Source organism: Phenylobacterium sp., from assembly GCF_046290725.1.
GTDB lineage: Bacteria > Pseudomonadota > Alphaproteobacteria > Caulobacterales > Caulobacteraceae > Phenylobacterium.
In genome coordinates, this window is record NZ_JBKBUH010000002.1 from 333,419 (window position 1) to 359,240 (window position 25,822).

Consider the following 25,822-nt stretch of genomic DNA (forward strand, 5'->3'; position numbering starts at 1 on the left):
TTGCCTCGAATGGAATCGCAGCGCCTGGTGTTGGCTTCTGCAAGCCCCAGGCGGCTGGACCTCTTGCGTCAGATCGGGCTGGAGCCCGACGGCGTCGTCCCCGCGGAGGTCGACGAAAGCCCCCTGAAGTCCGAACTGCCCCGCCACACCGCCCTGCGGCTGGCGACCGAAAAGGCTGCCGCCGTCGCCGCTGTTCAGCCCGACGCCTATGTCCTGGCGGCCGACACCGTCGTCGCCGTCGGGCGTCGGGCCTTGCCGAAGGCGGTATCCTCCCAGGACGTCCGCGATTGCCTGCGCCTGCTGTCGGGGCGGGCCCATCGGGTGTTCACGGGGCTCTCCGTGGCGGCGCCGAGCGGCCGGGCCGCCGCACGGCTGATCGAGACCCGCGTCCGCTTCAAGCGCCTGACCGAGCGCGAGATCGAAGCCTATCTGGCGAGCGGCGAAGGGGAGGGGAAGGCCGGCGGCTACGCCATCCAGGGACGGGCGGCGGCGTTCATCCCTTCGCTTCAGGGATCCTACCCCGCGGTCGTGGGCCTGCCGGTCTACGAGACCGTCAGCCTTCTGAAAGGGCTGGGGTTCCGGTTCCCATGAGCCGGCGTGCGCTCTTTCTGGACCGTGCGCCGGGCGAGAGCCGGGGCGTCGTGACCCTGGACGGCCGGCCGGAGCGGTTGCTGATCCTGCGGGAGGGCGAATCGCCGCTCACCCGCGCCGGCGCCCGCCTCGCCGCGCGGGTGCGGAAGGTGGAGCCGGCTTTCGTCTCCGCCTTCGTCGACCTCGGCGGGGTGGAGGCCTTCCTGCCGTACAGGCCCGAGGAGCGGCCGGTGCAGGGGCAACTCCTCGAGGTCGAGATCCGAATCGAGCCGCGGGCGGAAAAGCTGGCGACGGTGAGGGCGATCGGCCCCGCCCATGGCGAGCCGGGCCTGATCGCGCCTGCGCCGGATCTTGCCGAACAGCTGGCCGGGTTCTCCCGCGGGGCTGAGATCCTCGAGGGCCCCGAGGCCCGGCGCGTGGCGGATCAGGCCGAGGCCGAGGCCCTGGAGACCGTCCATCCGCTGCCGGGCGGCGGCAGTCTCGCGATCGAGCCGACGCGCGCCCTGGTGGCCGTGGATGTGGATCTGGGCGCCCGGACCGGCCAGGACGCCAAGCGCATCACCCGTCAGACAAACCTCGCAGCCCTGGGCGAGGCGGCGCGCCTCTTGCGGCTGAAGGGGCTGGGCGGGCTTGTCGTGGTGGATCTCGCCGGCCGCGGGCATGACGGAAACGCCCTGCTGACGGCGGCGCGCGCCGCGTTTGCGCCGGACAATCCGGGCGTCGCCATCGGGCCGGTCAGCCGTTTCGGTACGATGGAGCTCACGGTGCCCCGCCGCGTCCGCTCGGTGCGGGAAATTCTCGACGGCCCCGACGGCGCGCCTTCCGACCGCACGCTCGCCTTGCGGCTGGTCAGGGCCATGGAGACCGAAGCCCTGGCGCAGGGCGGAGCGCAGGTGGAGGGACGGTGCGCCCCGTCCGTAGCCGACGCCGCCGGACCTCTCGTGGAACGCCTCGTGGCCCGCTTCGGCGCGCGCTTCGCTCTTCATCCGGAGCCGAGGCCGAGAGAAAGCCTGGAGGCCGTCGCCCGATGAGTGGAGCTCCATGCCCGATCTGCGGCAAACCTTCCAACCCGACCTACCGCCCCTTCTGCTCCCGCCGTTGCGCCGACGTCGACCTGCAGCGATGGCTCTCCGGCGGCTACGCCATTCCGGCGGTGGAGGGCGAGGGCGGGCCGGACGACAACGACGCCCAGGACGACGCCTGAGGCCGCTGGACAGCGGCGAACGGCTCTTCTATAGACGCGGCTCCCGCGACGCGGGGCCTGCGCCTGGGTAGCTCAGTTGGTAGAGCAGCGGATTGAAAATCCGCGTGTCGCTGGTTCGATTCCGGCCCCAGGCACCATTTCCCCTGCATATTTTCTTCCTGATCCCCGGGCCGTTCGGCTTGCCTCGGCGGGGCGCCTGCGCCACATGCCGGTCCAAGTCAGGGGCCAGCGCCGATGTCCGCTAGGATCGATCCGTTTCACGCCATCGCCATCAGCGGGCTTGCGCACCGCCTGAAGACCGAGGGCCGGTCGGTGATCCACATGGAGTTCGGCCAGCCCTCAACGGGCGCGCCGGCTGCGGCGCTGGCGGCGGCGCGGCGGGTGCTCGACTCCGACCCCATGGGCTATTGGGAAAGCCCGACCCTGAAGGCTCGAATCGCTCGTCACTATGAAGACGCTTACGGCGTCGGGATCGCGCCAGGGCGGATCGTGCTCACCTGCGGGGCGTCTCCCGCCCTGGTCCTGGCCCTGTCGCTGGCCTTCAAGCCGGGGGACCGCGTGGCCTTGGCGCGGCCTGGATATGTCGCCTATCGCAACACCTTGAAGGCGCTGCACATGACGCCGGTGGAACTGCCTTGCGGCCCGGCCGAGGGGTTCCAGCTCGACGCCGCGCGCCTCGCTGCGCTCGACCCCGCGCCGGCCGGCGTGATCCTCGCCAGTCCCGCCAATCCCACCGGTTCGGTGATTCCGGCCGGGGAGCTGCAAGCTATCGCGCAGGTCTGCCGCGAGCGGGGAATCCGGATCATCTCCGACGAGATCTATCACGGCCTCACCTATGGGGAGCGGGCCCGCTCGCTGCTTGAATTCGAGCCGACGGCCCTGATCGTGAACAGCTTCTCCAAATATTACAGCATGGCCGGCTGGCGGCTGGGGTGGCTGGTGGCGGCGCCCGACGACGTCGAGGCGGCGCGGGCCTTGATGGGCGCACTCTTTTTGACGCCGCCTTCTCTCGCCCAGCATGCGGCGCTCGCCGCCATGGACTGCCGTGCGGAGCTGGACGGCCATCTGGAGGTCTATCGGCGAAATCGCGGCCTTCTGCTGGAGGCCATGCCGAGGTTCGGCCTGAGTGCGATCGCGCCGCCCGACGGCGCCTTCTACATTTATGCGGACGTGGGACATCTCACCGACGACAGCCTCGCCTTCTGCGAGGCGTTGCTGCGCGACACCGGCGTGGCGACGGCCCCCGGTGTCGATTTCGATCCTGTGGAAGGCCGGCGTTTCGTCCGCTTCAGCTTCGCCGTCTCCACCCGAGAGGTCGAGGAGGCGATCAGGCGCCTCGAACCCTGGTTCGCCGACCGGTCGGCGAAGAGGCTGTCGTAGAGCACGACGCCGTCGGACGGATCGTCTGACCGTTGAATCCTGCGGAACACTCGAGGGGCGCCATGGCGCCTGCGACACATTCGCCCGCAACCTGCGCCGGTCGAACGCCGTTTGGATTGACTCGCAAGGGGCGGGAGCCCATCTCACGCCGCATGCGCGGCTTCTGACCGAAAATCGCACATGGCGCGCTCGTCGGGCCGCCGACTCGATCGTCCTTTTTCGACCGACGTTCGATCAGTCATGCTGCAATGCAGCATATTTTTTCTTCGAAAAGTCGGTTTTCTTCCAAGAATACTTGGGTTGAGCGTTGTGCGGCGCAACAACGGTGCCAACTTGCCGGGAAGAAGCGGCGCAAAGGGGCAAGTATGCCCTCTTGACGCTTGGGGTAGGGGTTGCCAAAGGACCGATGCCGCACGTCTAACATGGCGGCAAGGCTTCGAGTTCCCCCCCAGGGAGGGCGAGGCCGCTCCCGCCTTCGAAACGCCGCTCCTTCATAATCTTGTCGGAGCCAAGCGTTACGGGTCGGGCGCAGCGAAAGCGGCTTCGGCGTCGTGGCGGGTTCCCGGCATGGCGGCGGGCTTGTTTCAACAAGGGTGGAGACGCTCTCGCGCGACGACCCTCGGTCCAAACGTGCTAGACCAATCAGGAACTGGCGACAGATGCTCGACAAAAAGAAGACCCCTTTCCTCGCTCTCCTCGGCGCCGTCGCGCTGATGACGAGCGCGCCGGCGTTCGCGCAGGAAGCCGCGGCTCCGGCCGCACCTGCCGCCGAAGCCGCCGCCCCGGCCGCTCCTGCGGCCGACGCCGCCCCCCCGGCGGCCGATGAAGCGCCCCCGCAAATGGAAGGCGCCGGCCGTCTGACGGTCATGGAGATGTTCCTCGAGGCCGACCCGGTCGTTAAGGTCGTGATGATCGGCCTGGTGATCGGCTCGATCTTCTCCTGGACCCTGCTGGCCACCAAGATCATCGAGTTCGGCTCGCTGAACCGCACCTCGGACCGCTTCACCGAAGCCTTCCGCGGCGCCAAGTCGATCAACGACGTCGGCCGTATCGCCATGTCGGAAGAGTTCGAGGGCAATCCGCTGGCCGACATGGCCGCCGCGGCCGCCCAGGAAGTCGAACTGTCCCGCCAGGCCGGGCTCGCCGTCACCGGCGAACATCGCGAAACCACCCTGCACCGGGCGGAAGCTGCGGTCGGCGCGGTTCAGGCCAACCTGGCCAAGCGCCTGTCCAACGGCATGCAGTTCCTGGCCTCCCTGGGTTCCGGCGGTCCGTTCATCGGCCTGTTCGGCACCGTCTACGGGATCATGAACTCGTTCATCGGCATCGCGAACACCAACACGACCAACCTGGCCGTCGTCGCCCCCGGCATCGCCGAGGCGCTGCTCGCCACCGGCCTTGGCCTGTTCGCCGCTATCCCGGCGGTTATCTTCTACAACTACTTCCAAACCCGTATCGCCGCCTACGGCGCGCGGACGGAAGGCTTTATCGCTGAGTTGATGAACACCATCTCCCGGCAGCTCGACAAAGGGGCCTAAGCCACATGGGCGCCAAACTCTCAGGTTCTGGGGGTGGCAAGTACGGGGTTGAGCAGAACAGCGAGATCAATGTGACGCCCTTCGTGGACGTCATGCTGGTCCTCCTGATCATCTTCATGGTGGCGGCGCCGCTCGCCACTGTGTCGGTCCAGGTCGCTCTGCCTCCCGCGGTCGCTCCGCCGTCCCCGAACCCGCCGAAACCGGTCTACATTTCGCTTCAGCGGGGTGGTAGCATCTACATCGGCGACGCGGCCACCGATCTGGCTTCCCTGGGCGATGATCTCAACAGCGCTCTCGGCGGCCGGCGGAACCCCACCCGGGAACGGATCTTCATCCGCGCCGACCAAGATGTCCTCTACGGGGACTTCATGGGCGTGATGAACATGCTCCAGGACCACGGGTTCTACAGCGTGGCCCTCGTCGGCGAAGACAAGCAGTAGGGAGGCGAGGATGGCTGAAACCGACCAAATCGCCCACCGCAGCGTCTTCGACGAGCCGGTCAAGAAGCGGAACAAGGGCGTCACCGCCGCTATCGTGGTGTCGGTCGTCGTCCACGCCGCGCTGGGGGTCTACCTCTGGAAGGCGAAGTTCGAGCCGAAGTACCGCGAGTACTCGGACGAGGTGACGGACGTGGCGCTCATCAAGCCCGCGCCGCCGCCGCCGCCTCCGCCGCCCCCTCCGCCGCCGCCGCCGAACACGCCGCCGCCGCCGCCGCCGAAGCTGCAACCGCGGCCTCCGGTGAACGTGCCGGCGAACATTCCGACGATCCCGCCCCTGCCGGTCCCGCCGGTGGAGAAGAGGATCGAGGATCCGCGGCCGCCGGCTCCGCCGCCGCCCGCGCCGCCCCGGCCGTCGGTGATCACCAATCCGGACTGGGCGCGCCGCCCGTCCGCGGAAGACATGGCCCGCTACTATCCGGACCGTGCCCAGCGGATGAGCGTCGAAGGCCGTGCGGTCCTGAGTTGCCAGGTCACCTCCAAAGGCACGCTGGAAAGCTGCAGCGTGACCGAGGAGGATCCGGGCGACATGGGCTTCGGCGACGCCGCGATGCGGATGACCCGGCTCTTCCGGATGCGGCCCAAGACCCTCGACGGCGCGCCCGTCGAAGGCGGCAGCGTGCGGATCCCGATCCGCTTCAACCTGCCGAAGTAAGGTTGCCGCAGAAGACGAACCTAAGCCCCGGCGGCGACAGCCTCCGGGGCTTTTTCGTCGCCGCATGAGCGCTTGATCGCGCCGCCCCGTCCGACTAGAAGGACGCCTCGCGATGCGCCGCCTTAGCTCAGTTGGTTAGAGCGCTAGATTGTGGCTCTAGAGGTCCCCCGTTCGAACCGGGGAGGCGGTACCATCGCAAATCCATTCGCCATCGGCTCTTGCTCGCCGCGGCGTAAACTCGTGGAGCATCCTGGCGAAGGAGCCGCTCCATGCCCGATTTCCGCACCCTAGACGCCGGCGAGGTCCGCCTGCGCGCCGCTGTGGCCGGCGAGGGGCCGCTGGTGATCCTGGTGCACGGCTTTCCGGAATCCTGGCGTTCCTGGCGCCATCAGATCGGCCCCGTCGCGGGGGCGGGCTTCACGGCCTGCGCCATCGACGTTCGCGGCTATGGCGGCTCTGACAAGCCGCATCCGGTCGAAGCCTACGCCATGGAGCGCATGATCGCCGACCTTGTCGGCGTCGCCGACGCCTTGCAGCCGCAGGCCCCTGCAATCCTGGTCGGGCACGACTGGGGCGCGCCGATCGTCTGGAACTCCGCCCTGGTCCGCCCGGACCGCTTCCGTGCGGTGGCGGCGCTCTCCGTGCCGTTCATGGGCGTGCCGAAGCAACCCTTCACCGAGGTGTTCGACGCGGTCTTCACGCGGAAGAACCGCTTCTTCTACCAGGCCTATTTTCAGAAGGAGGGGGTGGCGGAAGCCGAGCTGGAGGCCGATCCCCGCGGCTTCCTGCGCCGCTTCTACTACGCGATCTCCGGCGATGCGCCGGACGGCAGCTGGCCGAAGAAGGCGGCCGACGCCACGCTGCTGGAAGGCCTCATAGATCCCGATCCCTTCCCCGCATGGCTGCCGCCTGAGGAACTCGACTACTACGTCGCCGAGTTCGAACGCTCCGGCTTCCGCGGGCCGCTGAACCGCTACCGCAATCACGAGCGGGATTTCGAGTTCCTGCAGGCCTTCAAGCATCGCCATATCGAGCAGCCGGCGCTGTTCGTCTCCGGAACCCGCGACATGGCCTTCAATATGGCTGGGGCCGCCGATCCGATCGCGACCATGCGGCGCCACGTCCCGAACCTTGGAAACGCAGTGCTCCTGGAGGGTTGCGGGCATTGGACGCAGCAGGAGCGACCCGAGGAGGTCAACGCCTTGCTCATCCCATGGTTGGAGTCGCTGGTGTGACCGGCCGAAAGTCAAAAAGAAACAAGGGAGGAAATCGATGACCCTAGCCGATGCTCCGGTCGCGCCAACCGCGCCGCCGCCCTTCAAGCCCCTGCCTATGAAGCAGCCGGACGTTTCGGTGGAGCGCCGGCCTGACGGGTCGGTGGTCATCCGCTCGAACCATCCGCCAGGAGACGGGCCGCGCTCCATTCCCCACCTCCTGGGGGACCGGGCGGCCGAGCATCCGGACCGGCCCTACATTCTCCAGCGGGAACCGAACCACGGCCCCTGGCGCGGCGTCACCTATGGCGAGGCCAAGCGGGCGGCCGACGGGATCGCCCAGTGGCTGCTCGACCGCGGCCTCGGTCCTCAGGATAGCGTCATGGTTCTCTCGGCCAATTCGGTGGAGCACGCCCTGATGATGCTGGGCGCCTATACCGCCGGCGTCCCCATCGCCCCGATCAGCCCCGCCTACAGCCTGATCTCCAGCGACCACGCGAAGCTGAAGCACTGCTTCGCCACCGTTCGGCCCAAGGTGGTGTTCGCCCAGAGCGGGGCGATGTTCGAGCGCGCCTTCCAGACCCTGCGCGAAGTCGATCCGGATCTGGTCTTCGTGACGGTTGACGGCGCCGGCGGCGCGCCCTTCGCGGAACTCGCCGCGACGGAGCCGACGGCGGCGGTCGAGGCGGCGCGCGAACGGCTGCACCATGGCGTGGTCGCCAAGTATCTCTTCACCTCCGGCTCCACCGGCATGCCCAAGGGCGTACCGCAGACGCACGGGATGTTCGCCGGCGTCATCGCCGGCCAGGACGGCTTGCGCGACGAGGAGCCCGCCCCGGACGCCGAGCCGCCCTGCAGCCTGGAATGGATGCCCTGGAGCCACATCTCGGCGGGCAATATCGGCTTCAACGGCGTGCTGTGGGCGGGCGGGACCCTGCATCTCGACGAGGGCAAGCCTCTGCCCGGCATGTTCGAAACCACGATCAAGAACCTCTACGAGGTCTCGCCCATCGTCTTCGGCTCGGCGCCCATCGCCTTCGGCATGCTGGCCGAGGCCATGGAGCGTGATCCCGTCCTGCGCCGCTCTTTCTTCAAGAATCTCCGCTATATGGGCTATGGCGGCGCGACGCTGTCGAACGATGTCTATGAACGCATGCAGGCGCTGGCCATCGCCGAGACCGGCCATCGCATCCCGCTGACCACCATGTACGGCGCCACCGAAACCCAGGGGATCACAGTGGTTCACTGGGTGACGGAGCGCGTGGGCCTCGTCGGCCTGCCGTTGCCGGGAATCGAGCTGAAGCTGGTCCCCAACGGCTCCAAGATGGAGGTCAGGGTCAAGGGGCCGACCGTTACTTCGGGCTATCACAACGACCCCGAAAAGACCGCGGCGGCCTTCGACGAGGAGGGATTCTACAAGCTCGGCGACGCCGCCCGGTTCGTCGATCCCGAAGACCCCGCCAAGGGCCTGGTCTTCGACGGGCGGGTGACCGAAGACTTCAAGCTCGATTCCGGAACCTGGGTCTCGGTCGGCACCCTGCGGCCGGACATCGTCGCGGCCTGCACGCCGCATGTGCTGGACGTGGTGATCGCCGGACAGGACAAGCCGTTCATCGGTGCGCTGATCTGGCCCTCGCCCGCCGAGTTCCAGGCCCTGGCGGCCGAAGGAGCGCCCGCCCTGGCCCGGCTCGCCGAGACGCTGAAGGATCGGATCGGCGCCTTCAACGCCGCGGCCGGCGGTTCCTCCCGCCGGGTCGGGCGGTTCCTGATCATGACCGAGCCGCCGTCGATCGACGCCGGCGAGATCACCGACAAGGGCTATGTGAACCAGCGCGCCACCCTGGAGCGCCGCCACGCCCTTGTGGAGGCGCTCTACGCCGATCCGCCAGGCCCTGGCGTCGTGACGCTCTGAGCCTACAGGCCGAGGTTCAGAAGCGCGGGATCGCCGCCCTGGGCTGCGATGTTCACGCTCACCGCCCGCTCCACGCAGTAGCGCGAGAGGGCGTTCGGACCGCCGGCCTTCGGGCCGGTGCCCGACAGCCCCTCGCCGCCGAAGGGCTGCACGCCCACCACCGCGCCGATGATCGAGCGGTTGACATAGACATTGCCCGCCGGGATCAGCCGCCGGACCTCGGCGGCGAAGGCGTCTATGCGCGAGTGTACCCCCAGCGTGAGCCCGTATCCCGTGGCTGCGAGCTCGCCGGCCACGCGGGCGAGATCTTTCGGGTCGTAGCGCACCACGTGCAGGATCGGGCCGAACACCTCCCGCTCCAGAAACTTCGCCGAGGGGATCTCGGCCAGCACGGGGCCGAAGAAGGTTCCGCCGCCGGGGGCCTCCAGGCGGTGCAGCACCTTGGCCTCGCGCTCCAGCCGCGCCAGGTGGGCGGCGAGACCCGCGCGCGCCTCCTCGTCGATGACAGGGCCCACATCCGTGGCGGGCTGGGCCGGATCTCCGAGCGTCAGGGCGTCCATGGCCCCCTTGATCCCCTCGATCAGCAGGTCGGCCGTATCCTTCGGCAGGAACAGGATGCGCAGGGCCGAGCAGCGCTGGCCGGCCGAGCCGAAGGCTGAAAGCACCACGTCGTCCACCACCTGCTCCTTCAGGGCCGTGGTGTCGACGAACATGCCGTTGAGCCCCCCGGTCTCGGCCACGAACGGGACGATGGGGCCTTCACGCGCCGCGAGCGTTTGGTTGATCCGCCGGGCCGTGTCCGTGCCGCCGGTGAAGGCCACGCCGTCGCAGTGCGGATGGCTCACCAGCTGGGCGCCGACCGTCTCCCCCCGTCCCGGCAGCAGCGCCAGCAGGGCAGGGGGCAGGCCCGCGCCGTGGAAAAGGCGCACCGCCTCGGCGGCGATCAGCGGCGTCTGTTCGGCCGGCTTGGCGACCACCGCATTGCCGGCGGCCAGGGCGGCGGCGATCTGGCCGGTGAAGATCGCCAGCGGGAAGTTCCAGGGGCTGATGCAGACGAACACGCCGCGGCCGCGCAGCTCCAGGCTGTTGGCTTCGCCCACCGGCCCCTTCAACGTCTCGGCGGCGGCGAACTTGGTCTCGGCGAGATGGGCGTAATAGCGGAGGAAGTCGACCGCCTCGCGCACCTCGGCCACCCCGTCGGCCAGGGTCTTGCCGGCCTCGCGCGCACAGAGCCCGATCAGGTGTTCAGCGCGGGCTTCAAGCGCCTCCGCCATCGCGCGCAGCACCTCCGCGCGCGCCCGCCCGCCTCGGGCGTCCCAGGCGGGCTGGGCAGCCCGCGCCGCGGCGAAGGCGGCGTCGATTTCGACCTCCGTCGCCTCGGCGACGTAGCCGACGACCAGGGCGTGATCGGCGGGGCTGCGCAGGGCCTCGCGCTCGCCTTTCGGTTTCTTCAGCCCGGCTAAGATGGGGCCGGCCTCCACCAGCGGCAGGGCGCGAGCGGCCGCGGTCAGACGGGCCGCTTCCACCGGGGCCGAGAGGTCGACGCCCAGGGAGTTCTTCCGTTCGACGCCATAGATGTCGGCGGGGCGCGGAATCTTCGGATGCGGCCCGGCGCCTGCGGCCTCCACCTGGGAGATCGGATCGCGCACCACGTCCTCCGGCGGCACCCGCTCGTCCAGCAGGGCGTGAACGAAGGAGGTGTTGGCCCCGTTCTCCAGCAGCCGGCGCACCAGATAGGGCAACAGGTCCTCGTGCCCGCCCACGGGGGCGTAGGTGCGCACCATCGGCTTTCCATAGGCCTCGCCGGCGGCGGCGTAGAGCGCTTCGCCCATGCCGTGCAGGCGCTGGAACTCGATCTTCACCCGGGCCTCGGCGGCGAGGGCGCGCACGGCGGCCAGCGTATGGGCGTTGTGGGTGGCGAACTGCGGATAGAGATGCGGCGCGGCCTCGATCAGGGCCTTGGCGCAGACGAGGTAGGAGAGGTCGGTGGCCGCCTTGGTCGTATAGACCGGATAGTCGGGCCGTCCGTTCACCTGGGCGCGCTTGATCTCGGTGTCCCAATAGGCGCCCTTCACCAGCCGCACCATCAGCCGGCGGCCGCTCTCGCGGGCGATCTCCGCGACCTTGGCGATCGCGAGCGGTCCCCGCTTCTGATAGGCCTGTACGGCGAGGCCAAGGCCGGTCCAGCCGCCGAGGTCGTTCTCCCGCACCAGCCGGTCCAGCAGCTTCAGCGACAAGGTCAGGCGGTCGGCTTCCTCCGCGTCGATGGTGAAGTTCAGGTCGTGACGGGCGGCGATCAGGGCCAGGCGCTTGAGTCGGGGATAGAGCTCGTCCCACACGCGGGCTTCCTGCGTCGCCTCGTAGCGGGGGGATAGGGCGGAGAGCTTCACCGAAACCCCGTGGCCCGCTTCGGGGCCGGCGCCCTTGGTTGCGCGCCCGACAGCTTCCAGCGCCTCTGCATAGGCGGCTTCGTAGCGCGCGGCGTCGGCCGCCGTGCGGGCGCCTTCGCCCAGCATGTCGAACGAACAGGTCTGGTCCTCCTTGGCCGCCCGCTTCAGCGCCGCCTCGATGGTGCGGCCCAGGACGAACTGCTCGCCCATGATGCCGATGGCCTGGGCGACGGCGGCGCGGACCACCGGCTCGCCGATCCGTTCGGCAAGGCGCTTCAGGAAGCCCGGCAGGTCGCGGCGCGCCTCGTCGTCCACCTCCACCAGCTTGCCGGTCAGCATCAGGCCCCAGGTCGAGGCGTTGACGAACAGGCTGTCCGATTGGCCCAGGTGGCTCGCCCAGTCGGCCCCGCCGATCTTTTCCGCGATCAGGCGGTCCCGGGTCTCGGCGTCCGGCGTCCGCAGCAGCGCCTCGGCCAGGCACATCAGGGCCAGGCCCTCGCGGGTGCCCAGGCTGAACTCCTGCAGGAAGCTCTCCACCACGCCCTGGCGGCGCGCCGAGCGCCGGGCGGCGCGCACCAGATCCTCGGCCTCCCGCTGCACGGCTTCCCGCTGATGCGCCGTAAGGGGACGGGCGGCCAGAAGCGCCGTCACCGCCTCGGTCTCGTCGCGGAACTTGGCGGAGGGATCGTCCAGGGCGGTCCAGGTGGTCATGGCTGTTTCCGATTAGAATGCGTCCGGCGTATCTCCGATCCGGCCGAATGTGCTACGCAAGTTCAGGCGCTTCGCCGCACGAATGGTCGCACCATGCCTGATCCAGCGAACGAAACCCAGATCGACGATGTCGACCGCCGGCTCCTGCGTGTACTGCAGCGCGACGGCCGGATCAGCAATCTCGATCTGGCTCAGAGATGCAATCTCTCACCCTCGGCCTGCTCCGAGCGGGTCCGGCGCCTGCGCGAGCGCGGGGTGATCCAGGGCTACGCCGCCCAGCTCGACCCGCGCGCGGTGGGCCGCGCCCTGCTGATCTTCGTGGAGGTTCAGCTCGATCGCACCACTGGCGACACCTTCGCGGAATTCGCCGCCGCCGCCCGGCGCACGCCCGAGATCCTGGAGTGCCACATGGTGGCCGGCGGCTTCGACTACCTCATCAAGGCGCGCCTGCCCGACATGGCCGCCTATCGCAGTTTCCTGGGCGACGTGCTGGTGGCCATGCCTGGCGTGAGGGAGACGCGCACCTACGCCGTCCTGGAGGAGGTGAAGTCGGTCACCGAACTTCCGCTCTAAGGCTTGCGCCGATCCGGCGTTCGGGGCGAGGCTCGCGCGCATGAGGCTCGATCCGCAAGACTCCGCCGTCCTCGACCGTCTGGACGCCGAGGGCGACCATCTCCTCCGGCGCGCGATCGCCTGGTGCGCCATCGGCTCCGGCAGCCGCAACCTGGAGGGCCTGGAACACCAGCGCGCCGCCCTGGAACCCGTCATGGCCGAACTGCCGGGGCGAGTGGAGAGCATCCCCCTGGCTGACTCGTTGGAGGTGGGTCCGGATGGCGAGACGAAGGCCCAAGCCCACACGCCCGCCCTACGCCTGACCGTGCGCCCCGAGGCGCCGGTGCAGGTTGTCCTGACCGGCCATTACGACACCGTCTATCCGGCTGGCAGCAGCTTCACCCGCGTGGTCCCCCGCGCCGACGGCGCCCTGAACGGACCAGGCCTGGCCGACATGAAGGGCGGGATCAGCGTGATGCTGGGCGCGCTGGCGGCGTTCGAACATCATCCGGCCGCCCGCAACCTCGGCTACCGCGTGCTGCTCTCGCCCGATGAGGAAATCGGCTCCCTGGCCTCGGCTCCGCTGCTGGCCGAGCTGGGGCGCCTCGGGCATGTCGGCATGACCTACGAGCCGGCCATGGCGGAGGGCAAGCTGGCGGCCGAACGCAAGGGATCGGGCAATTTCCACGTGGTCGTTCGCGGGCGGGCCGCCCATGCGGGCCGCGACTTCGCCTCCGGGCGCAACGCGGTGGCCGCCGCGGCCGACCTCGCCGTGCGCCTGGCCTCCGCGAACGGCCGCCGGGAGGGACTGACCCTGAACATCGTCCGGATCGACGGCGGTGGGCCGCTGAACGTGGTGCCGGACCTCGCGGTGGTCCGCTTCAACATCCGCCTGCCGGACGCCGAAGCCGGAGCGTGGGCGCTCGACTTCGTACAGGCCGCCGTGGCCGCTACGGCGGCGGACGGCGTCTCCGCGGAGCTGCACGGCGGCTTCACCCGGCCAGCCAAGCCCTTCAACGCCGCCCAGCAGGCGCTCTTCGGCGCAGTTCGCGACGCCGGCGCCCTGATCGGCCAGGAGATCGCCTGGGCGTCCTCCGGCGGGGTGTGCGAAGGCAACAACCTGTTCGCTGCGGGCCTTCCGAACATCGACACCCTGGGGGTCCGCGGCGGCGACATCCACTCGGAAGCCGAATACGCTTGGCCCGACAGCTTCGTGGAGCGTGCTCAGCTCTCGGCGCTGGTGCTGGCCAAATTCGCCACCGGTGAGATCCCGGCGGCCGAGATCAGGTCGATGATGGGGTGACCGGCGTCCCCCGATAGGGCTTGGCCTCCTTCATGAGGATGTGCGAGGCGATCTTGTCGACGCCCAGCCCTTCCTGGAGCAGCCGGTCGGCCAGCTCCCCCCAGGCGCGGATGTCGGGCGTCACCGCCTTGATGAGGTAGTCGAAGGGGCCGCTGACCTGGGCGGCCTCGACGACCTCCGGGATCTCCGCCAAGGCCGCCTCGAAGACCAGCAGGTCCGCGGGGCGATGGCTCTTCAGGGTCACCTCGCCATAGACCGTCACGGTCGGCCGGATCCGCTCCACATCGAGCCGGGCGTGGTAGCCGAGGATCAGGCCCTCGGCCTCGAGCCGCCGGACGCGGGCGAGGCAAGCGCTTGGCGAAAGCGCCACCCGGTCGGCGAGCGCCTGGTTGGTGATCCGCCCCTCGGCCTGCAGGATGGATAGGATCTTCAGGTCCTGACGATCCAGCGCAGGTCGTGCGCCCATGCTCCAGCTCCTCCGCATATCCTGCGGCGCGCCCCTCGAGGTTCCGCCGCCACTTCGGCGCAATCCCTAACACAATAAGCCTCTTCCCATCGACGATTCTGCGGAGGTATCGATGACGGTCGGCGCGACCTTCGTTCGCCCCGCACGGCGAACGGACTTGGACGGGCTCCTGGCGCTCGCCCGCCAGGCCGGGCTCGGCATGACCAATCTGCCGCCTTGCGGCGACAAGCTTTCGCGCCTGCTCGCGGCCAGCGAGGCGCTGCTCGAAAGGCCCGCGCGCACCGGCGCCCAGCTCGTGCTTGTCCTGGAACATGAGGGACGAGTGGTCGGCACGGGCTGCGTCTTCCCGGCGATCGGCGTCGATTTTCCCTTCTACAGCTATCGGATCAGCCGCCTGCGGCAGACCTCCCAGGCGCTGGGGAAATCGATGGAGAACGTCCTGCTGACGCCGGTGAACGAGTATGACGGCTGCGCCGAGGTGGGCGGCCTGTTCCTCAGCCCGGATCATCGCCATGCCGGCGCCGGTCGGCTGATGGCCCGCAGCCGCTATCTCTTCATCGCCGAGCATCGGGACTGGTTCGCCGACCGTGTGATCTCCGAACTGCGCGGCTATCAGGACGAAGAGGGCCGTTTCCCCTTCTGGGAGGGCGTCGCCAAGCCGTTCTACGACATGGAATTCGCCGAGGCCGACCGGCTCAGCGTCGGACCGGGCAAGCAGGTGATCGCTGATCTCGGACCGAAATACCCGATCTATCTCAACCTCCTGCCGCCGGAAGCCGCGAAGGCGGTCGGGGCGTGTCATCCCGACGGCCGCCGCGCGAAGGCCCTGCTCGAGGAGGAGGGCTTCCGCTTCGAGGGCTGCATCGACATCTTCGACGGCGGCCCGACCCTGGCGGCCGACATCGACCAGCTGAAGGCGGTGCGCGAGCGGCGGACTTCGCGCGTCGCCGGTGTGGAGAGCTACGAGGAGGGACACGACCTCCTGGTCTCCAAGGGCTCGGGCGAAGCCTTCCGCGCGGCTCGGGGACGTTGCGCGCCCAGCAGCGAGGGCCTGGTCGTCAGCCCGGAACTTGCCGAGGCGCTGCAGATTTCGAAGGGAGACGAGGTGCGCCATGTCGCTTTCTGACGTCGCTTCCACCGACCCCTGCACCGGCGAGGTCGTCTGGCGCGGCCCGGCGACGGCGCCCGAGGCGCTGGACGAGGTCCTGCGCCGGGCGCGGGCCGGTTTCCGCGACTGGGCCCACCGCCCGCTCGAAGCGCGGATCGAGGTCGCCCGCGCCTTCGCCGCCCTGGTCAAGGCCAGGCGGGAGGAGGTGGCGCGGCTGATCTCCCGCGAGACCGGCAAGCCCTTCTGGGAGACCCTGACGGAAGCCGACAGCGTCGCCGCCAAGATCGAGGTCTCAATCACCGCCCAGGCCGAGCGCGCCGGGGAGCGGGAAGGGCAGGCGGCCGGCGCCCGCGCCCGGCTGGCGCACCGCCCCCACGGCGTGCTGGCGGTGATCGGCCCCTTCAACTTCCCCATGCACCTGCCCAACGGGCACATCGCGCCCGCCCTGCTGGCCGGCAACGCGGTGATCTTCAAGCCCAGCGACAAGACGCCCGGCAGCGGCGCTCTGCTGGCCGAGCTGTGGCGCGAGGCGGGCGTCCCGGACGCGGTGCTGCAAACCGTCACCGGCGGGGCCGAGATCGCCCGCGCGCTGGTGGGGCATCCGCAGACCGACGGCGTGCTGTTCACCGGCGGCGTGGCGGCCGGCCGGGCGATCCACAGGGCCCTGGCCGACCAGCCCCAGAAGATCCTGGCGCTCGAGCTGGGCGGCAACAATCCGCTGGTCGTGTGGGACGCCGCGGACGCCGAGTCGGCCGCCCATCTGATCGTCCAGTCGGCCTATGTCTCCTCCGGCCAGCGCTGCTCCTGCGCCCGGCGGCTGGTCGTCCCGAAAGGTCCGGAGGGCGAACGGATCGTCGAGGCCCTGACTTCGGTGATCGACCGCCTGCGCGTGGGTGCGCCTTTCGAAGAGCCCCAGCCGTTCATGGGTCCGGTCGTTGACCGGGCGAGCGCCGAGGCGCTGTTGGCCGCCCAGTCGCGTCTGGGCGGCGCCCCGATCCGCGAACTTCGCCCGCTGCACGCTCAGGCGCCCCTGCTGTCGCCAGGCCTCATCGACGTCACCGGCCTGAAGATCGAGGACGAGGAGCATTTCGGGCCGCTTCTGAAGCTCTACCGCGCCCGCGACTGGGACGAGGCGGTCGCCATCGCCAACGACACCCGCTTCGGCCTGGCCGCCGGCCTCATCAGCGATGATCCGGAGCTCTACGATCGGTTCTGGGCCGAGGTCCGGGCCGGCATCGTCAACTGGAACCGCCCCACCACCGGCGCGGCCTCCACGGCCCCGTTCGGCGGGCCGGGCCTGTCGGGCAACCACCGCCCCAGCGCCTACTACGCCGCCGACTACTGCGCCTATCCGGTGGCGAGCCTGGAGGCCGACCGGCCTGAGTTCCGCATCTCCACGGGGCTCCTGGGGTGAGCTTCGTCGAGGTCAATTTCGACGGCCTTGTGGGGCCGACCCACAACTATGCGGGTCTATCGCCCGGCAATGTGGCCTCCCAGACCAACTATGGCGAGGTCGCCTATCCCCGCGCGGCGGCCCTCCAGGGCCTGGAGAAGATGCGGGTGCTGATGGAGTTGGGCGTTCCGCAGGGCTTCCTGCCGCCGCCGCGCCGGCCGGCGGCCGACGCGCTAAGGGCCTATGGCTTCAGAGGCTCCGAGGCCGAGGTGCTGGGCGCTGCGGCCGCCGAGGATCTTGCCCTCTTCCGCGCCGCCTGCTCGGCTTCCAGCATGTGGCGCGCCAACGCGGCCACCGTGCTGGCCGCGCCGGACACGGCGGACGGCCGCACGCACCTGGTCGTCGCCAATCTCGCCAGCATGCTCCACCGCAGCCTGGAGGCCCAGGAGACCTACGCCCTGCTGTCACGGATCTTCCGCGATCCTGAGCATTTTGCGGTCCACGCCCCCTTGCCGGCGGGCCGCCACTTCTCCGACGAGGGGGCGGCCAACCACATGCGCCTGGCGACCGACCACGGGGCGAGGGGCGTGAACGTCTTCGTCCACGGCGAACCGCGCGGCGGCGCCTTTCCCGAACGCCAGAGCCGCCGGGCGAGCGAGGCCGCAGCCCGGCTGGGCGGGGTGCAGGATCCGGTCTTCGCCCTGCAGGGCATGGCGGCTGTGCAGTCCGGCGCCTTCCACAACGACGTCGTCGCCGTGGCCAACGAAACCGTGCTGCTGGCCCATCCCGAGGCGTTCGAAGACCGCGAGGGTCTGTTCGACGAACTCGCCCGCCGGCTCCCGGGCCTGCACGTCGTGGAGACCGAGGGTGTCAGCCTCGCCGAGGCCGTCTCCTCCTACCTCTTTAACTCCCAGCTTGTGAGCTTGCCCGAAGGCGGCATGGCGCTGATCCTGCCGGCCGAGAGCTGCGAGACGCCCTCGGTCTGGCGGGCGGTGGAGACGATCCTTGCGGCGAACAACCCCATCAACCGAGCGGTGGTGGTGGACGTTCGCGAAAGCATGCGCAATGGCGGCGGTCCGGCGTGTCTGCGCCTGCGCGTGCCCGTCTCGGCCGCGGCGCTGCAGGGGATGGACCGGCGCTACCTGCTGAACGCCGCGCGCTGGGAGGCGCTGATGCGGCTGGTGGAGGCCCGCTGGCCGGAGGCGATTGCGCCCGACGATCTCGCCGATCCGGCGCTGTGGTCCGAGGCCTTGGCCGCTCACGCGTCGCTGGAGAAACTGATCGAAGGCTTTGCGGACGCGCCGCGGCTCTGAACCCTCGATATCCGGCGGCGTCGGCGATACACCGGCGCCATGTCCGAGAACCTCTACGACATCCTCGCCGCCCGCTTCCCTGCCGACCGCGCCCAGCCCTGCTTCATTCGGCTCGGCGAGGCGGCGATCTCCTATGGCGACTTGGAGGTGGCCGTCGCGCAGACCGCCGGCCATCTGGTCCGCAAAGGCGTCGGCGCCGGTGACCGCGTGGCGCTGCAGGCGCCCAAGACCTGGCAGGCGGTGGCGGTCTATCTCGCGACCTTGAAGGCCGGTGCGGTCTTCCTGCCGCTGAACACCGCCTACACGCCGTCGGAGGTGGAATACTTCCTGGCCGACGCCGAGCCGGCGCTCTTCCTGACCGACGCCGAGGCTTTCGTCGCCGAGGCCGCCGACGCACCGCCCCTGGAGACCGCCGTGGCGTGCAGCGCATCCGATCTGGCGGCGATCATCTACACCAGCGGCACGACCGGACGGTCCAAGGGGGCCATGCTGACCCACGGCGCGTTGACCGCCAACGCCCTGGCCCTTCACGAGGCCTGGGGCTTCTCGCCGGACGACGTGCTGCTGCACGCCCTGCCGATCTTCCATGTGCACGGCCTCTTCGTCGCCCTGCACTGCGCCTTCCTGTCCGGCTGCCCGATGGTCTGGCTGGCCCGGTTCGAAGACGACGCCGTGCTGGAGGGGCTGGCGAAATCCACCGTCATGATGGGCGTGCCGACCTTCTACACCCGGCTCCTGGCCAATCCGGGTTTCACGCGCGAGCGGGCCAGCCACATGCGGCTCTTCGTCTCCGGCTCCGCCCCCCTGCTGGAGTCGACCTTCCTCGAGTTCGAAGAGCGTACCGGCCAGCCCATCCTCGAGCGCTACGGCATGAGCGAGGCGGTGATCATCACCACCAACCCGCTGCGGGGCGAGCGCATCGCCGGCAGCGTCGGCTATCCCTTGCCGGGCGTGGAACTGCGGATCGGCGGCGGGGCCGAGACCGGCGTCATCGAGATCCGCGGGCCCAGCGTCTTCTCCGGCTACTGGCGCATGCCCGAAAAGACCGCCGAGGAGTTCACCGCGGACGGTTTCTTCGTCACGGGCGACGTCGGCCGCAAGGACCCTGACGGGCGGGTGTGGATCTCGGGCCGCGCCAAGGACCTGATCATCTCGGGCGGCTACAACGTCTATCCGAAGGAAGTGGAGCTGGTGCTGGACGAACTGCCCGGCGTGGTGGAGAGCGCGGTGATCGGCGCGCCGCATCCGGACTTCGGCGAGGGCGTGGTGGCGGTGGTGATCGGCGAAGGGCGCGAGGCCGACCTGATCGCCCAGGCGCGCGAACGGCTTGCCGCCTACAAGTCGCCCAAGCGGGTGTTCTTCGTCGACGAACTGCCCCGCAACGCCATGGGCAAGGTGCAGAAGAACCTGTTGCGTGACCGCTTTGCTGACGCCTTCGCCTAGAGCATTTTCCGCCGAAGTGGACGCCGGTTCGGCGAAGAAAATGCTCTAAATTCAAAGTGTCTTGAGCGAAATCCGAACTAAGTGAATCAGATTTCGCTCTAAGGCTGCGCGGGCAGGGCGGCGATGTAGGCCCGCACGAGATCCAGCCCCTCTTCGTGCACCAGCGAACGGCCGAGCTCCGGCATCATCACGCCAGGTTCGGACGAGGCCATCCGGTAGTGCAGGATCGAGGCTTCGGGCCGGCCCGGCGCGATGGAGACCTCCAGCCCACCCGAACCCCGTCCGGCCGCCACCGGGCGCTTACCGATCCCCAGGGCGGCGGGGCCCGTTTCCTCCAGCTCCAGAAACAGGCCCGAATTGCTCGCCATGCCGGCTGGGCTGTGACAGTGGGCGCAATTTGCGTCGAGATAGGCCCGGGCCCGCGCCGCCACGGGCTCGGCCGGATCGTCCCACACAGCCGTCCGCGGGGCCGCATCCGGCCCCGGAGCGCCTTCCAGAAGGCCCAGCCGCGTCCAGTGGGCGAGCTGGTTCTCCCGCCCGGCCGGATAGTCGAAGGCGCCGTTCAGGTTCCGCGCCTTCGGCCCGATGGGCGTCAGCACGCCGGAGCTGGAGTGACATTCCTTGCACTGGTTGACGTTCGGCACGGCGTAGTCGACCTCGCGCCGCCGGCCCTTGTCGTCCACGAAGGCGATGTCGAGGCGCGCGCCTGCACGCTTGAGCACCGCCTCTGTCTGATCCTCGTTCCAGACATAGGCCGTGGCCGCCCAGCCGCTGGCCTTGCGGATCAGCAGGCGGGTCTCGACGTACCGAACCTTCTCCTGCGGCCGCCGGAAATCCGCCGGATAGGCGAAGGTCTTGACCAGGGTCGTCCCCACCGGAAAGTCCAGCACGCCGGTTTCGGCATAGGCGGCGTGGGTTCCCGCCGGCAGATAGGCGAAGCGGTGCTTCTCGGCGTAGTCGCTGAAGAGCGGCGTGTTGATCGTATAGGGCGTGACGCCGGCGTTCGGCCGCCGCCCGCCCGCATCCACGAACAGGCGGTAGTCCGACAGCTTCTGCGCCGGCGCCGGGGCCAGCAGCAGATCGAGGGCCACCGGCTCGGGCGGCGCCGCGCCGGTCAGCGAGAAGGCCGCGACCCCCGCCGCCAGCCAGGCGAGAATCCGCCTCAAGATGCGCCAGACGCCAGCTGGTCGGCCGGCAGCACCACGGCCGCAGGTTCCGGCAGGGGCTCGCCCATACCTTGCGCGACCGAGGGATTGGCCTGATCGGTCGCGCCCGGCTTGGGCAGGTTCAGGTTCACGACGCCGGCGTCCTTGACGTGGATGCGCACCGGATCGGAGCGGCCCTCATAGCGGGTCACCCCGTCCCACAGCACCGGCGGCAGGCCGCCGCCGAGCGCCTGGGCCAGCATCTCGCCGCCCGGGAAGGCCGGCTTCCAGCCGTTGCGCCCCAGCCGGTTGTCGCGGATCGTCACGTCGCGGGGCAGGGGGTTGTAGGTCGCATCGTCGAAATCCTGGCTGTAGGCCACCAGCATCACCGCGGCGGTCTGGTTGCCGTCGATCTCGTTGTCGAACACGTGCACGTCGCGATTGGCCAGGATCATCACACCGGCGCCCACCGGCACATTGCCGACGATGTTGCCCGGCGGGGCGAAATTCGGCGTGTCGTTGTCGACCACCTTGTTGCGGAAGATCCGGGTGGAGTGGCCGCCCATCTGCGGCAGGTTGGGCAGGTCGAACACCAGAATCCCGCCGGTGTTGCGCGTGGCGACGTTGTCGAACACGTCGGCGCTCATCGAGTTCTCGATCTCGATGCCGGCGACGTTGAACTCCGCGCGGCTGTTCTTGACGACGATGTTCTTGGACTGACCCACATAGATGCCGGCGTCGGACGCGCCGCGCACCACCGCCCCGTCGATCAGGACGTTTGTCGAAGAGACTGGATAGACGCCATAGGCCCCGTTGGTCGGCTTCGGACCGCCGGTCCATTCCACCCGCACGTTGACGAAGCTGATCCGGTCCACGCCCTTGGACTTCAGCCCGTCGCCCTTGGTGTCCTCCACCGCCAGATCGCGGACCGTGACGCGGTTGGAGGTGATCAGCAGGCCTTCGCCCGAGCCCTTCTGTCCGGCGAAGGACAGCACGGTCTTGTCGGGCCCCGCGCCCTTCACCGTGACGTTCTCCACGTCCAGCGACAGGCCGTCGGTGAACTCGTAGCGGCCGGCCTCCAGCATCACCACGTCGCCGGGCTGGGCGTCGAGCAGCGCGGTCTGCACCCGCTCCTGGGCGTCTGGCCCGGGGCCTACGGCGATGGTCTTGGCCTGCGCCGTCGCGGCGGCGGCAAGCGCCGCAAGGCTCAAGGCGAGCAATCTCATGACATCCTCCCGCGGGCGTCTGACTCGCGCCCATGTTCTAGCGGGAGGTTGCCGCCGTTCCCTTGCGGAAATCAACGGAACGGCGGCGATAGCCTCAGGCGTTGACGAGGGTCATGCCGCGTTCGTCGTAGCGCGTGCCCTTCACCTTGTCGGCGAGGCCGTCGAGCCGGGCCATCTCCTCGGAGGTGAGCGTGACGTCGGCGGCCTTCAGATTGGCTTCCAGGTTGGCGAGCTTGGTGGTGCCCGGAATGGTCACCACATTGGGTTTGGAGGCCAGCACCCAGGCCAGAGCCACCTGGCTCGGGGTCGCGCCCCGGGCCTCGGCCACCCGGCCCAGCTCCTCCACCAGCTGAAGGTTGGCCTCATAGGCCTCGCCCTGGAAGCGGGGCGAGACCACTGCGCGATAGTCCTGGCCTTCCGGGCGCCGGTCTCGGGTGAAGGCGCCGGTCAGCATGCCGCGTCCCAGCGGGGAGTAGGCCACCAGCGTGACGCCCGTGTCCCAGCACAGCGGCAGCACCTCGGCCTCCACGTCGCGTGTGAAGATCGAGTACTCCCACTGCACGGCGGCGATGGGATGAACCGCCTGCGCCCGGCGGAGGGTCTCGGCGTTCACCTCCGAAAGGCCGATCGCCCTGACCCTGCCTTCCTGGACGAGCTTGGCCATCGCCTCGACCGTCTCCTCGATGGGCCGCGAGGGGTCCTTGCGGTGCAGGTAGTAGAGGTCGACGTAGTCCGTGCGCAGCAGCCGCAGCGACTGCTCGATGGCTCGGCGCATATTGGCTTCCGAGCCGTCCACGCCGCGGACGGTGCGTTCGGCCAGGTTGCCGATCGGGCCGAACTTGGTGGCGATGAAGGCCTTTTCCCGGCGGTCGTGGAAGGCCTCGCCCAGCAGGGTTTCGTTGGCGCCGAAGCCGTAGAGTTCCGCTGTGTCGAAGTGGTCGACGCCGCGATCCAGGGCCGCGTGCAGCAGTTTCACCGCCTCATTGGTCTCCATGGGCTCGCCATAGGCGGCGGACATGCCCATGCAGCCCAGGCCGATGGCGTTCACTTCGGGGCCTCCACGGCCCATTTGACGACGGATCATGGGGAGATCTCCGCAGGCGCGATTTGTGGGGGATGTGAGCACTCACTCACAATCTCTTCATAGAACCCGCCCCGGCTGGCGTCAAGCCGGACGAACGCCGTTCAGCGCCAGGCGAGGCCGGCCTTGAGGATGGAAGGCTTGCGCAGGAGGCGGCCGAGGGGGCGGTTGCGTAGAGTGCAGGCCGCCATGGGACCGTCCGGGCCTATCGCTGTGATGCGGCAGTCCACGTCCTGGGCGAAGGCCGCCGCCATCAGCGTCCCTCGGGCGGAATCGGCCGGCGTGTCCTCCAGCCGAAGTTCGATCCATTGGGTCTGATCGAAACCCCGGGCGACGCACAGCCGCTCGCCGTCCTCGACATGCAGAACCGGTCCGCGAAGGCTGGCGCCCACCTCCGGCGCCTCGCCGCGGCAGGGGCTGGCCTGGGCGGCGGAGGCGGCGAACGCCAGGCCTGCGGCCGCTGCAAGAGCTGTCCATAGCCGGATCATGCTCCAGGCATAGGCTTGGGCGCGCGCCCTCGACAGCCCGGTCGTTTCCCTAAGTAGCGCTACTTAGGGGCGGGGCCGTAAGGGAACGCCCCGAATGGCGCAGTCTCCGCCGGCGCCCGATGGTCGCCGCCATCGCATCAGGAGGCCCACATGCCCGCTGCTCACGCCGCCCTCGTCACCCGCACCCAGTCGGTCGCCGATCCGCGCGACAGCTATCTGCTGCTCACCCCGCTCGGCCAAGCCATGTGGGTGGACGACCCCGGTGCGGCGACGACCTTCGACTCCATGCGGGAAGCCACTCGTGCGGCCATGCGCCTGCCGGCCAATCTGCGCGCCTACAGTCTGCCCCGCGAGCCTGAGCTGGCGTTGGCCAAGCTCCACTGACCCCGTTCAGCGGCGCCAGGCGTCGAGCACCGCCTCGGCGGCCTGGTCGAGCTCGGCGTCGGTCCAGCGCCGGCCGTTGAGCTCGCTCTTGAGCATGTAGCCCACCGGCGCGAAGAACAGGTTGGCCATCAGGTCGCCCGGCAGGTCCTTGAAAACGCCCTTGGAGACGCCGGCCTGGCGCAGCCGCCCCACGGCGCCGGCGATGGCCTCGTGGGCCGCGCCGCCCTCGCGCTTCGAAAGCGCCGACTCCGCGAACCTCTGGCCGAACATGAAGGCGTCCTGATCCCCGCGATAGGTCTCGTAGAGCGTGCGCCAGACGCGCTTCAGCCGCGCCTCCGGCGCTTCATCGCCGTCCTCGCCGGCGCTGATCGCCTCGAACACCTTGCCCTTCAGCCGTCGATAGGCCTCGATGAAGAGGTCGTCCTTCGACGGGAAGTGGCGGTAGAGCGTGCCCTCGGCCACCCCGGCCTCTGCGGCGATGGCCGCTGTGGTGGCCGCGCCGAACCCGTCGCGGGCGACCAGGGTCAGGGCCGCGCGCAGCAGCTTGTCCTTGGTGCTGTGCGTCTCGGTGAGCATCGGCTCACACAAGGCCGCAGGTGCGATCTGTCAAGCCCTCAGGGGCGTGTGACGTCGTCCACGGCCTCGATCCAGTGACGCACAGGCGCCGGCGAACCGTCCGCCAGATGCATCCAGCAGCCGATGTTCGCCGTGTAGATCGCCGCCGGAGAGGCGGCGTTCAGGGCTTGCAGCTTCGCCCGCTTCAGCTCGCCGGCCATCTCTGGGTGCAGCAGGGAATAGGCGCCGGCCGAACCGCAGCAGAGATGGTTGTCCGCCACCGGCTGGGGATCGTAGCCGAGGCCGCGCAGAAGCTCGGCGATCCTGCCGGTCAGGCGCAGGCCGTGCTGCAGGGTGCAGGGCTCGTGCACCGCGATCCTCGGCTCCGCCGGGGCGCGGCGGATGGGCAGGGCGGCGGCCGAGATCGCCTCCACCGGATCCCGCACCAGTGCGGCCGCCGCGCGGGCGAGTTCCAGATAGTCGGGATCGTCGCGGAGCACGTCGGGATAGTCGCGCACGAAAGTCGCGCAGCCGCTGGAGGTGATCACGATCTCCTGGGCGCCGCTTTCCAGATGCGGGCGCCAGGCGTCCAGGTTACGCCGGGCCGCGGCGCGGGCGGCCTCGGGCGCGTCCAGGTGAAAGTGGACCGCACCGCAGCAGCCCGCGATCTCCAGGCTCTCCACGCCGCCACGGTCCAGCACCCGCGCCGCGGCGGCGTTGAAGTGCGGTGCGGCGCTCGCCTGCACGCAGCCGCCCAGCATCAGTACGCGGCGCGCGTGCCGCGCCTTCGGCCATGGCCCAGGCTCGATCCTGGGCGTCACCTTGGCCCTCAGGGCCTGCGGCAGCAGCGGCCGGAGCCATCGACCGACCCTCAGGGCCAGGCCGAACAGGGCGCTGGTGGTCGCCCTGCGGATCGCCCATCGCAACAGCCGCCCGCCCCAGCCGCGTGGCGCGGCCTCGGCGACCAGCTGGTGTCCTACGTCGTAGAGACGATGGTACTGCACGCCCGAGGGGCAGGTGGTCTCACAGGAGCGGCAGGAGAGGCAGCGGTCCAGGTGGTTGAGGCTGATCTCCGAGACCGGCTCCCCCTCCAGGGCCTGCTTCATCAGGTAGATCCGCCCGCGGGGTCCGTCGAGCTCGTCGCCGGTGAGCTGGTAGGTGGGGCAGGTGGCGTTGCAGAAGCCGCAATGGACGCACGCGCGCAAAGCCTCCTCGGCCACGCGGGCGGCCTCGGTTCCGGCGATGGGGCCCCGGATCGTCGTCTGCATCCGTT

Annotated in this window: 24 protein-coding genes and 2 tRNA genes; 18 read left to right on the forward strand and 8 right to left on the reverse strand. The window is 69.6% G+C overall.

Annotated features, from left to right (window positions below; all coding sequences use genetic code 11):
• The first annotated feature begins 9 nt into the window (after positions 1-9).
• The 11 genes from ACK41C_RS12895 to ACK41C_RS12945 all read left to right on the forward strand — a co-directional run bounded on the left by ACK41C_RS12895 (position 10) and on the right by ACK41C_RS12945 (position 8,991).
• On the forward strand, positions 10-591 hold the full coding sequence (locus tag ACK41C_RS12895; protein ID WP_409654914.1) for a Maf family protein: 582 nt from the start codon (positions 10-12) through the stop codon (positions 589-591).
• Positions 588-1,622 carry a ribonuclease E/G gene (locus ACK41C_RS12900; RefSeq protein ID WP_409654917.1) on the forward strand — a complete coding sequence of 345 codons (1,035 nt, stop codon included), beginning with the start codon at positions 588-590 and terminating at the stop codon, positions 1,620-1,622. The genes ACK41C_RS12895 and ACK41C_RS12900 overlap by 4 nt, the downstream gene beginning before the upstream one ends.
• A complete protein-coding gene (locus tag ACK41C_RS12905; RefSeq protein WP_409654919.1) occupies positions 1,619-1,795 on the forward strand; it encodes a DNA gyrase inhibitor YacG in 177 nt (58 codons plus the stop codon). Before ACK41C_RS12900 ends, ACK41C_RS12905 begins: the two co-directional genes overlap by 4 nt.
• Positions 1,796-1,856: 61 nt before the next feature.
• Positions 1,857-1,932: transfer RNA gene (locus tag ACK41C_RS12910), tRNA-Phe, on the forward strand.
• Between the two features lie 97 nt (positions 1,933-2,029).
• A complete protein-coding gene (locus ACK41C_RS12915; protein WP_409654922.1) occupies positions 2,030-3,175 on the forward strand; it encodes a pyridoxal phosphate-dependent aminotransferase in 1,146 nt (381 codons plus the stop codon).
• Positions 3,176-3,834: 659 nt separating this feature from the next.
• Complete coding sequence (locus ACK41C_RS12920; protein ID WP_409656664.1) at positions 3,835-4,713, forward strand: MotA/TolQ/ExbB proton channel family protein; 879 nt, start codon at positions 3,835-3,837, stop codon at positions 4,711-4,713.
• Positions 4,714-4,718: 5 nt separating this feature from the next.
• Positions 4,719-5,153 (forward strand): biopolymer transporter ExbD, encoded by a 435-nt coding sequence (locus ACK41C_RS12925; protein ID WP_409654925.1) that lies wholly within the window; start codon positions 4,719-4,721, stop codon positions 5,151-5,153.
• Between the two features lie 10 nt (positions 5,154-5,163).
• The gene (locus ACK41C_RS12930; protein ID WP_409654928.1) at positions 5,164-5,865 is read left to right on the forward strand and encodes an energy transducer TonB; all 702 of its coding nucleotides are present in this window, start codon (positions 5,164-5,166) and stop codon (positions 5,863-5,865) included.
• A gap of 116 nt (positions 5,866-5,981) precedes the next feature.
• Positions 5,982-6,058: transfer RNA gene (locus ACK41C_RS12935), tRNA-His, on the forward strand.
• A 76-nt stretch (positions 6,059-6,134) separates the two neighbouring features.
• On the forward strand, positions 6,135-7,100 hold the full coding sequence (locus ACK41C_RS12940; protein ID WP_409654931.1) for an alpha/beta fold hydrolase: 966 nt from the start codon (positions 6,135-6,137) through the stop codon (positions 7,098-7,100).
• Between the two features lie 37 nt (positions 7,101-7,137).
• A complete protein-coding gene (locus ACK41C_RS12945) occupies positions 7,138-8,991 on the forward strand; it encodes an AMP-binding protein (RefSeq protein WP_409654934.1) in 1,854 nt (617 codons plus the stop codon).
• A gap of 2 nt (positions 8,992-8,993) precedes the next feature.
• Here ACK41C_RS12945 and putA read toward each other — a convergent pair whose 3' ends face one another.
• On the reverse strand, positions 8,994-12,092 hold the full coding sequence (putA, locus tag ACK41C_RS12950; RefSeq protein WP_409654937.1) for a bifunctional proline dehydrogenase/L-glutamate gamma-semialdehyde dehydrogenase PutA: 3,099 nt from the start codon (positions 12,090-12,092) through the stop codon (positions 8,994-8,996).
• Between the two features lie 93 nt (positions 12,093-12,185).
• On the opposite strand from putA, the gene ACK41C_RS12955 reads away from it, so the two are divergent.
• Together ACK41C_RS12955 and ACK41C_RS12960 are read left to right on the forward strand one after the other, a co-directional pair.
• A complete protein-coding gene (locus ACK41C_RS12955) occupies positions 12,186-12,665 on the forward strand; it encodes an Lrp/AsnC ligand binding domain-containing protein (protein ID WP_409654940.1) in 480 nt (159 codons plus the stop codon).
• A gap of 40 nt (positions 12,666-12,705) precedes the next feature.
• Positions 12,706-13,947, forward strand: a complete 1,242-nt coding sequence (locus ACK41C_RS12960; protein WP_409654943.1) for a hydrolase — start codon at positions 12,706-12,708, stop codon at positions 13,945-13,947.
• On the opposite strand, the gene ACK41C_RS12965 is transcribed toward ACK41C_RS12960, so the two are convergent.
• Positions 13,928-14,413: an Lrp/AsnC family transcriptional regulator gene (locus ACK41C_RS12965; protein WP_409654945.1), complete on the reverse strand. Its 486-nt coding sequence runs from the start codon at positions 14,411-14,413 to the stop codon at positions 13,928-13,930. The two genes, ACK41C_RS12960 and ACK41C_RS12965, sit on opposite strands and share 20 nt — an antisense overlap.
• A gap of 112 nt (positions 14,414-14,525) precedes the next feature.
• On the opposite strand from ACK41C_RS12965, the gene ACK41C_RS12970 reads away from it, so the two are divergent.
• Genes ACK41C_RS12970 through ACK41C_RS12985 form a run of 4 tightly spaced genes read left to right on the forward strand, consistent with a single transcriptional unit; the run spans position 14,526 to position 19,670 of the window.
• The gene (locus ACK41C_RS12970) at positions 14,526-15,539 is read left to right on the forward strand and encodes an arginine N-succinyltransferase (protein WP_409654947.1); all 1,014 of its coding nucleotides are present in this window, start codon (positions 14,526-14,528) and stop codon (positions 15,537-15,539) included.
• On the forward strand, positions 15,526-16,935 hold the full coding sequence (gene astD, locus ACK41C_RS12975; protein WP_409654949.1) for a succinylglutamate-semialdehyde dehydrogenase: 1,410 nt from the start codon (positions 15,526-15,528) through the stop codon (positions 16,933-16,935). Before ACK41C_RS12970 ends, astD begins: the two co-directional genes overlap by 14 nt.
• Complete coding sequence (locus tag ACK41C_RS12980; RefSeq protein WP_409654952.1) at positions 16,932-18,227, forward strand: N-succinylarginine dihydrolase; 1,296 nt, start codon at positions 16,932-16,934, stop codon at positions 18,225-18,227. The genes astD and ACK41C_RS12980 overlap by 4 nt, the downstream gene beginning before the upstream one ends.
• 39 nt (positions 18,228-18,266) lie before the next feature.
• Entirely contained in the window at positions 18,267-19,670 is a 1,404-nt protein-coding gene (locus ACK41C_RS12985; RefSeq protein WP_409654955.1) for an AMP-binding protein, read from the forward strand.
• 98 nt (positions 19,671-19,768) lie between these two features.
• Here the strand turns inward: ACK41C_RS12985 and ACK41C_RS12990 are convergent, their stop codons facing one another.
• The 4 genes from ACK41C_RS12990 to ACK41C_RS13005 all read right to left on the reverse strand — a co-directional run bounded on the left by ACK41C_RS12990 (position 19,769) and on the right by ACK41C_RS13005 (position 23,610).
• A complete protein-coding gene (locus tag ACK41C_RS12990) occupies positions 19,769-20,836 on the reverse strand; it encodes an SO2930 family diheme c-type cytochrome (protein WP_409654958.1) in 1,068 nt (355 codons plus the stop codon).
• Positions 20,833-22,041, reverse strand: coding sequence for a parallel beta-helix domain-containing protein (locus tag ACK41C_RS12995; RefSeq protein ID WP_409654961.1), 1,209 nt, complete (start codon positions 22,039-22,041; stop codon positions 20,833-20,835). The genes ACK41C_RS12990 and ACK41C_RS12995 overlap by 4 nt, the downstream gene beginning before the upstream one ends.
• 94 nt (positions 22,042-22,135) lie before the next feature.
• Positions 22,136-23,125: an aldo/keto reductase gene (locus ACK41C_RS13000; protein WP_409654963.1), complete on the reverse strand. Its 990-nt coding sequence runs from the start codon at positions 23,123-23,125 to the stop codon at positions 22,136-22,138.
• 101 nt (positions 23,126-23,226) lie between these two features.
• Positions 23,227-23,610 carry a hypothetical protein gene (locus ACK41C_RS13005; protein WP_409654966.1) on the reverse strand — a complete coding sequence of 128 codons (384 nt, stop codon included), beginning with the start codon at positions 23,608-23,610 and terminating at the stop codon, positions 23,227-23,229.
• Positions 23,611-23,760: 150 nt separating this feature from the next.
• Between ACK41C_RS13005 and ACK41C_RS13010 the strand changes: the two genes are divergently transcribed.
• Positions 23,761-23,994, forward strand: coding sequence for a hypothetical protein (locus ACK41C_RS13010; RefSeq protein ID WP_409654968.1), 234 nt, complete (start codon positions 23,761-23,763; stop codon positions 23,992-23,994).
• Positions 23,995-24,000: 6 nt separating this feature from the next.
• Here the strand turns inward: ACK41C_RS13010 and ACK41C_RS13015 are convergent, their stop codons facing one another.
• Both ACK41C_RS13015 and glcF read right to left on the reverse strand, forming a co-directional pair.
• A complete protein-coding gene (locus tag ACK41C_RS13015; protein ID WP_409654971.1) occupies positions 24,001-24,570 on the reverse strand; it encodes a TetR/AcrR family transcriptional regulator in 570 nt (189 codons plus the stop codon).
• Between the two features lie 38 nt (positions 24,571-24,608).
• The gene (glcF, locus tag ACK41C_RS13020; protein ID WP_409654973.1) at positions 24,609-25,817 is read right to left on the reverse strand and encodes a glycolate oxidase subunit GlcF; all 1,209 of its coding nucleotides are present in this window, start codon (positions 25,815-25,817) and stop codon (positions 24,609-24,611) included.
• Between the last annotated feature and the right edge of the window lie 5 nt (positions 25,818-25,822).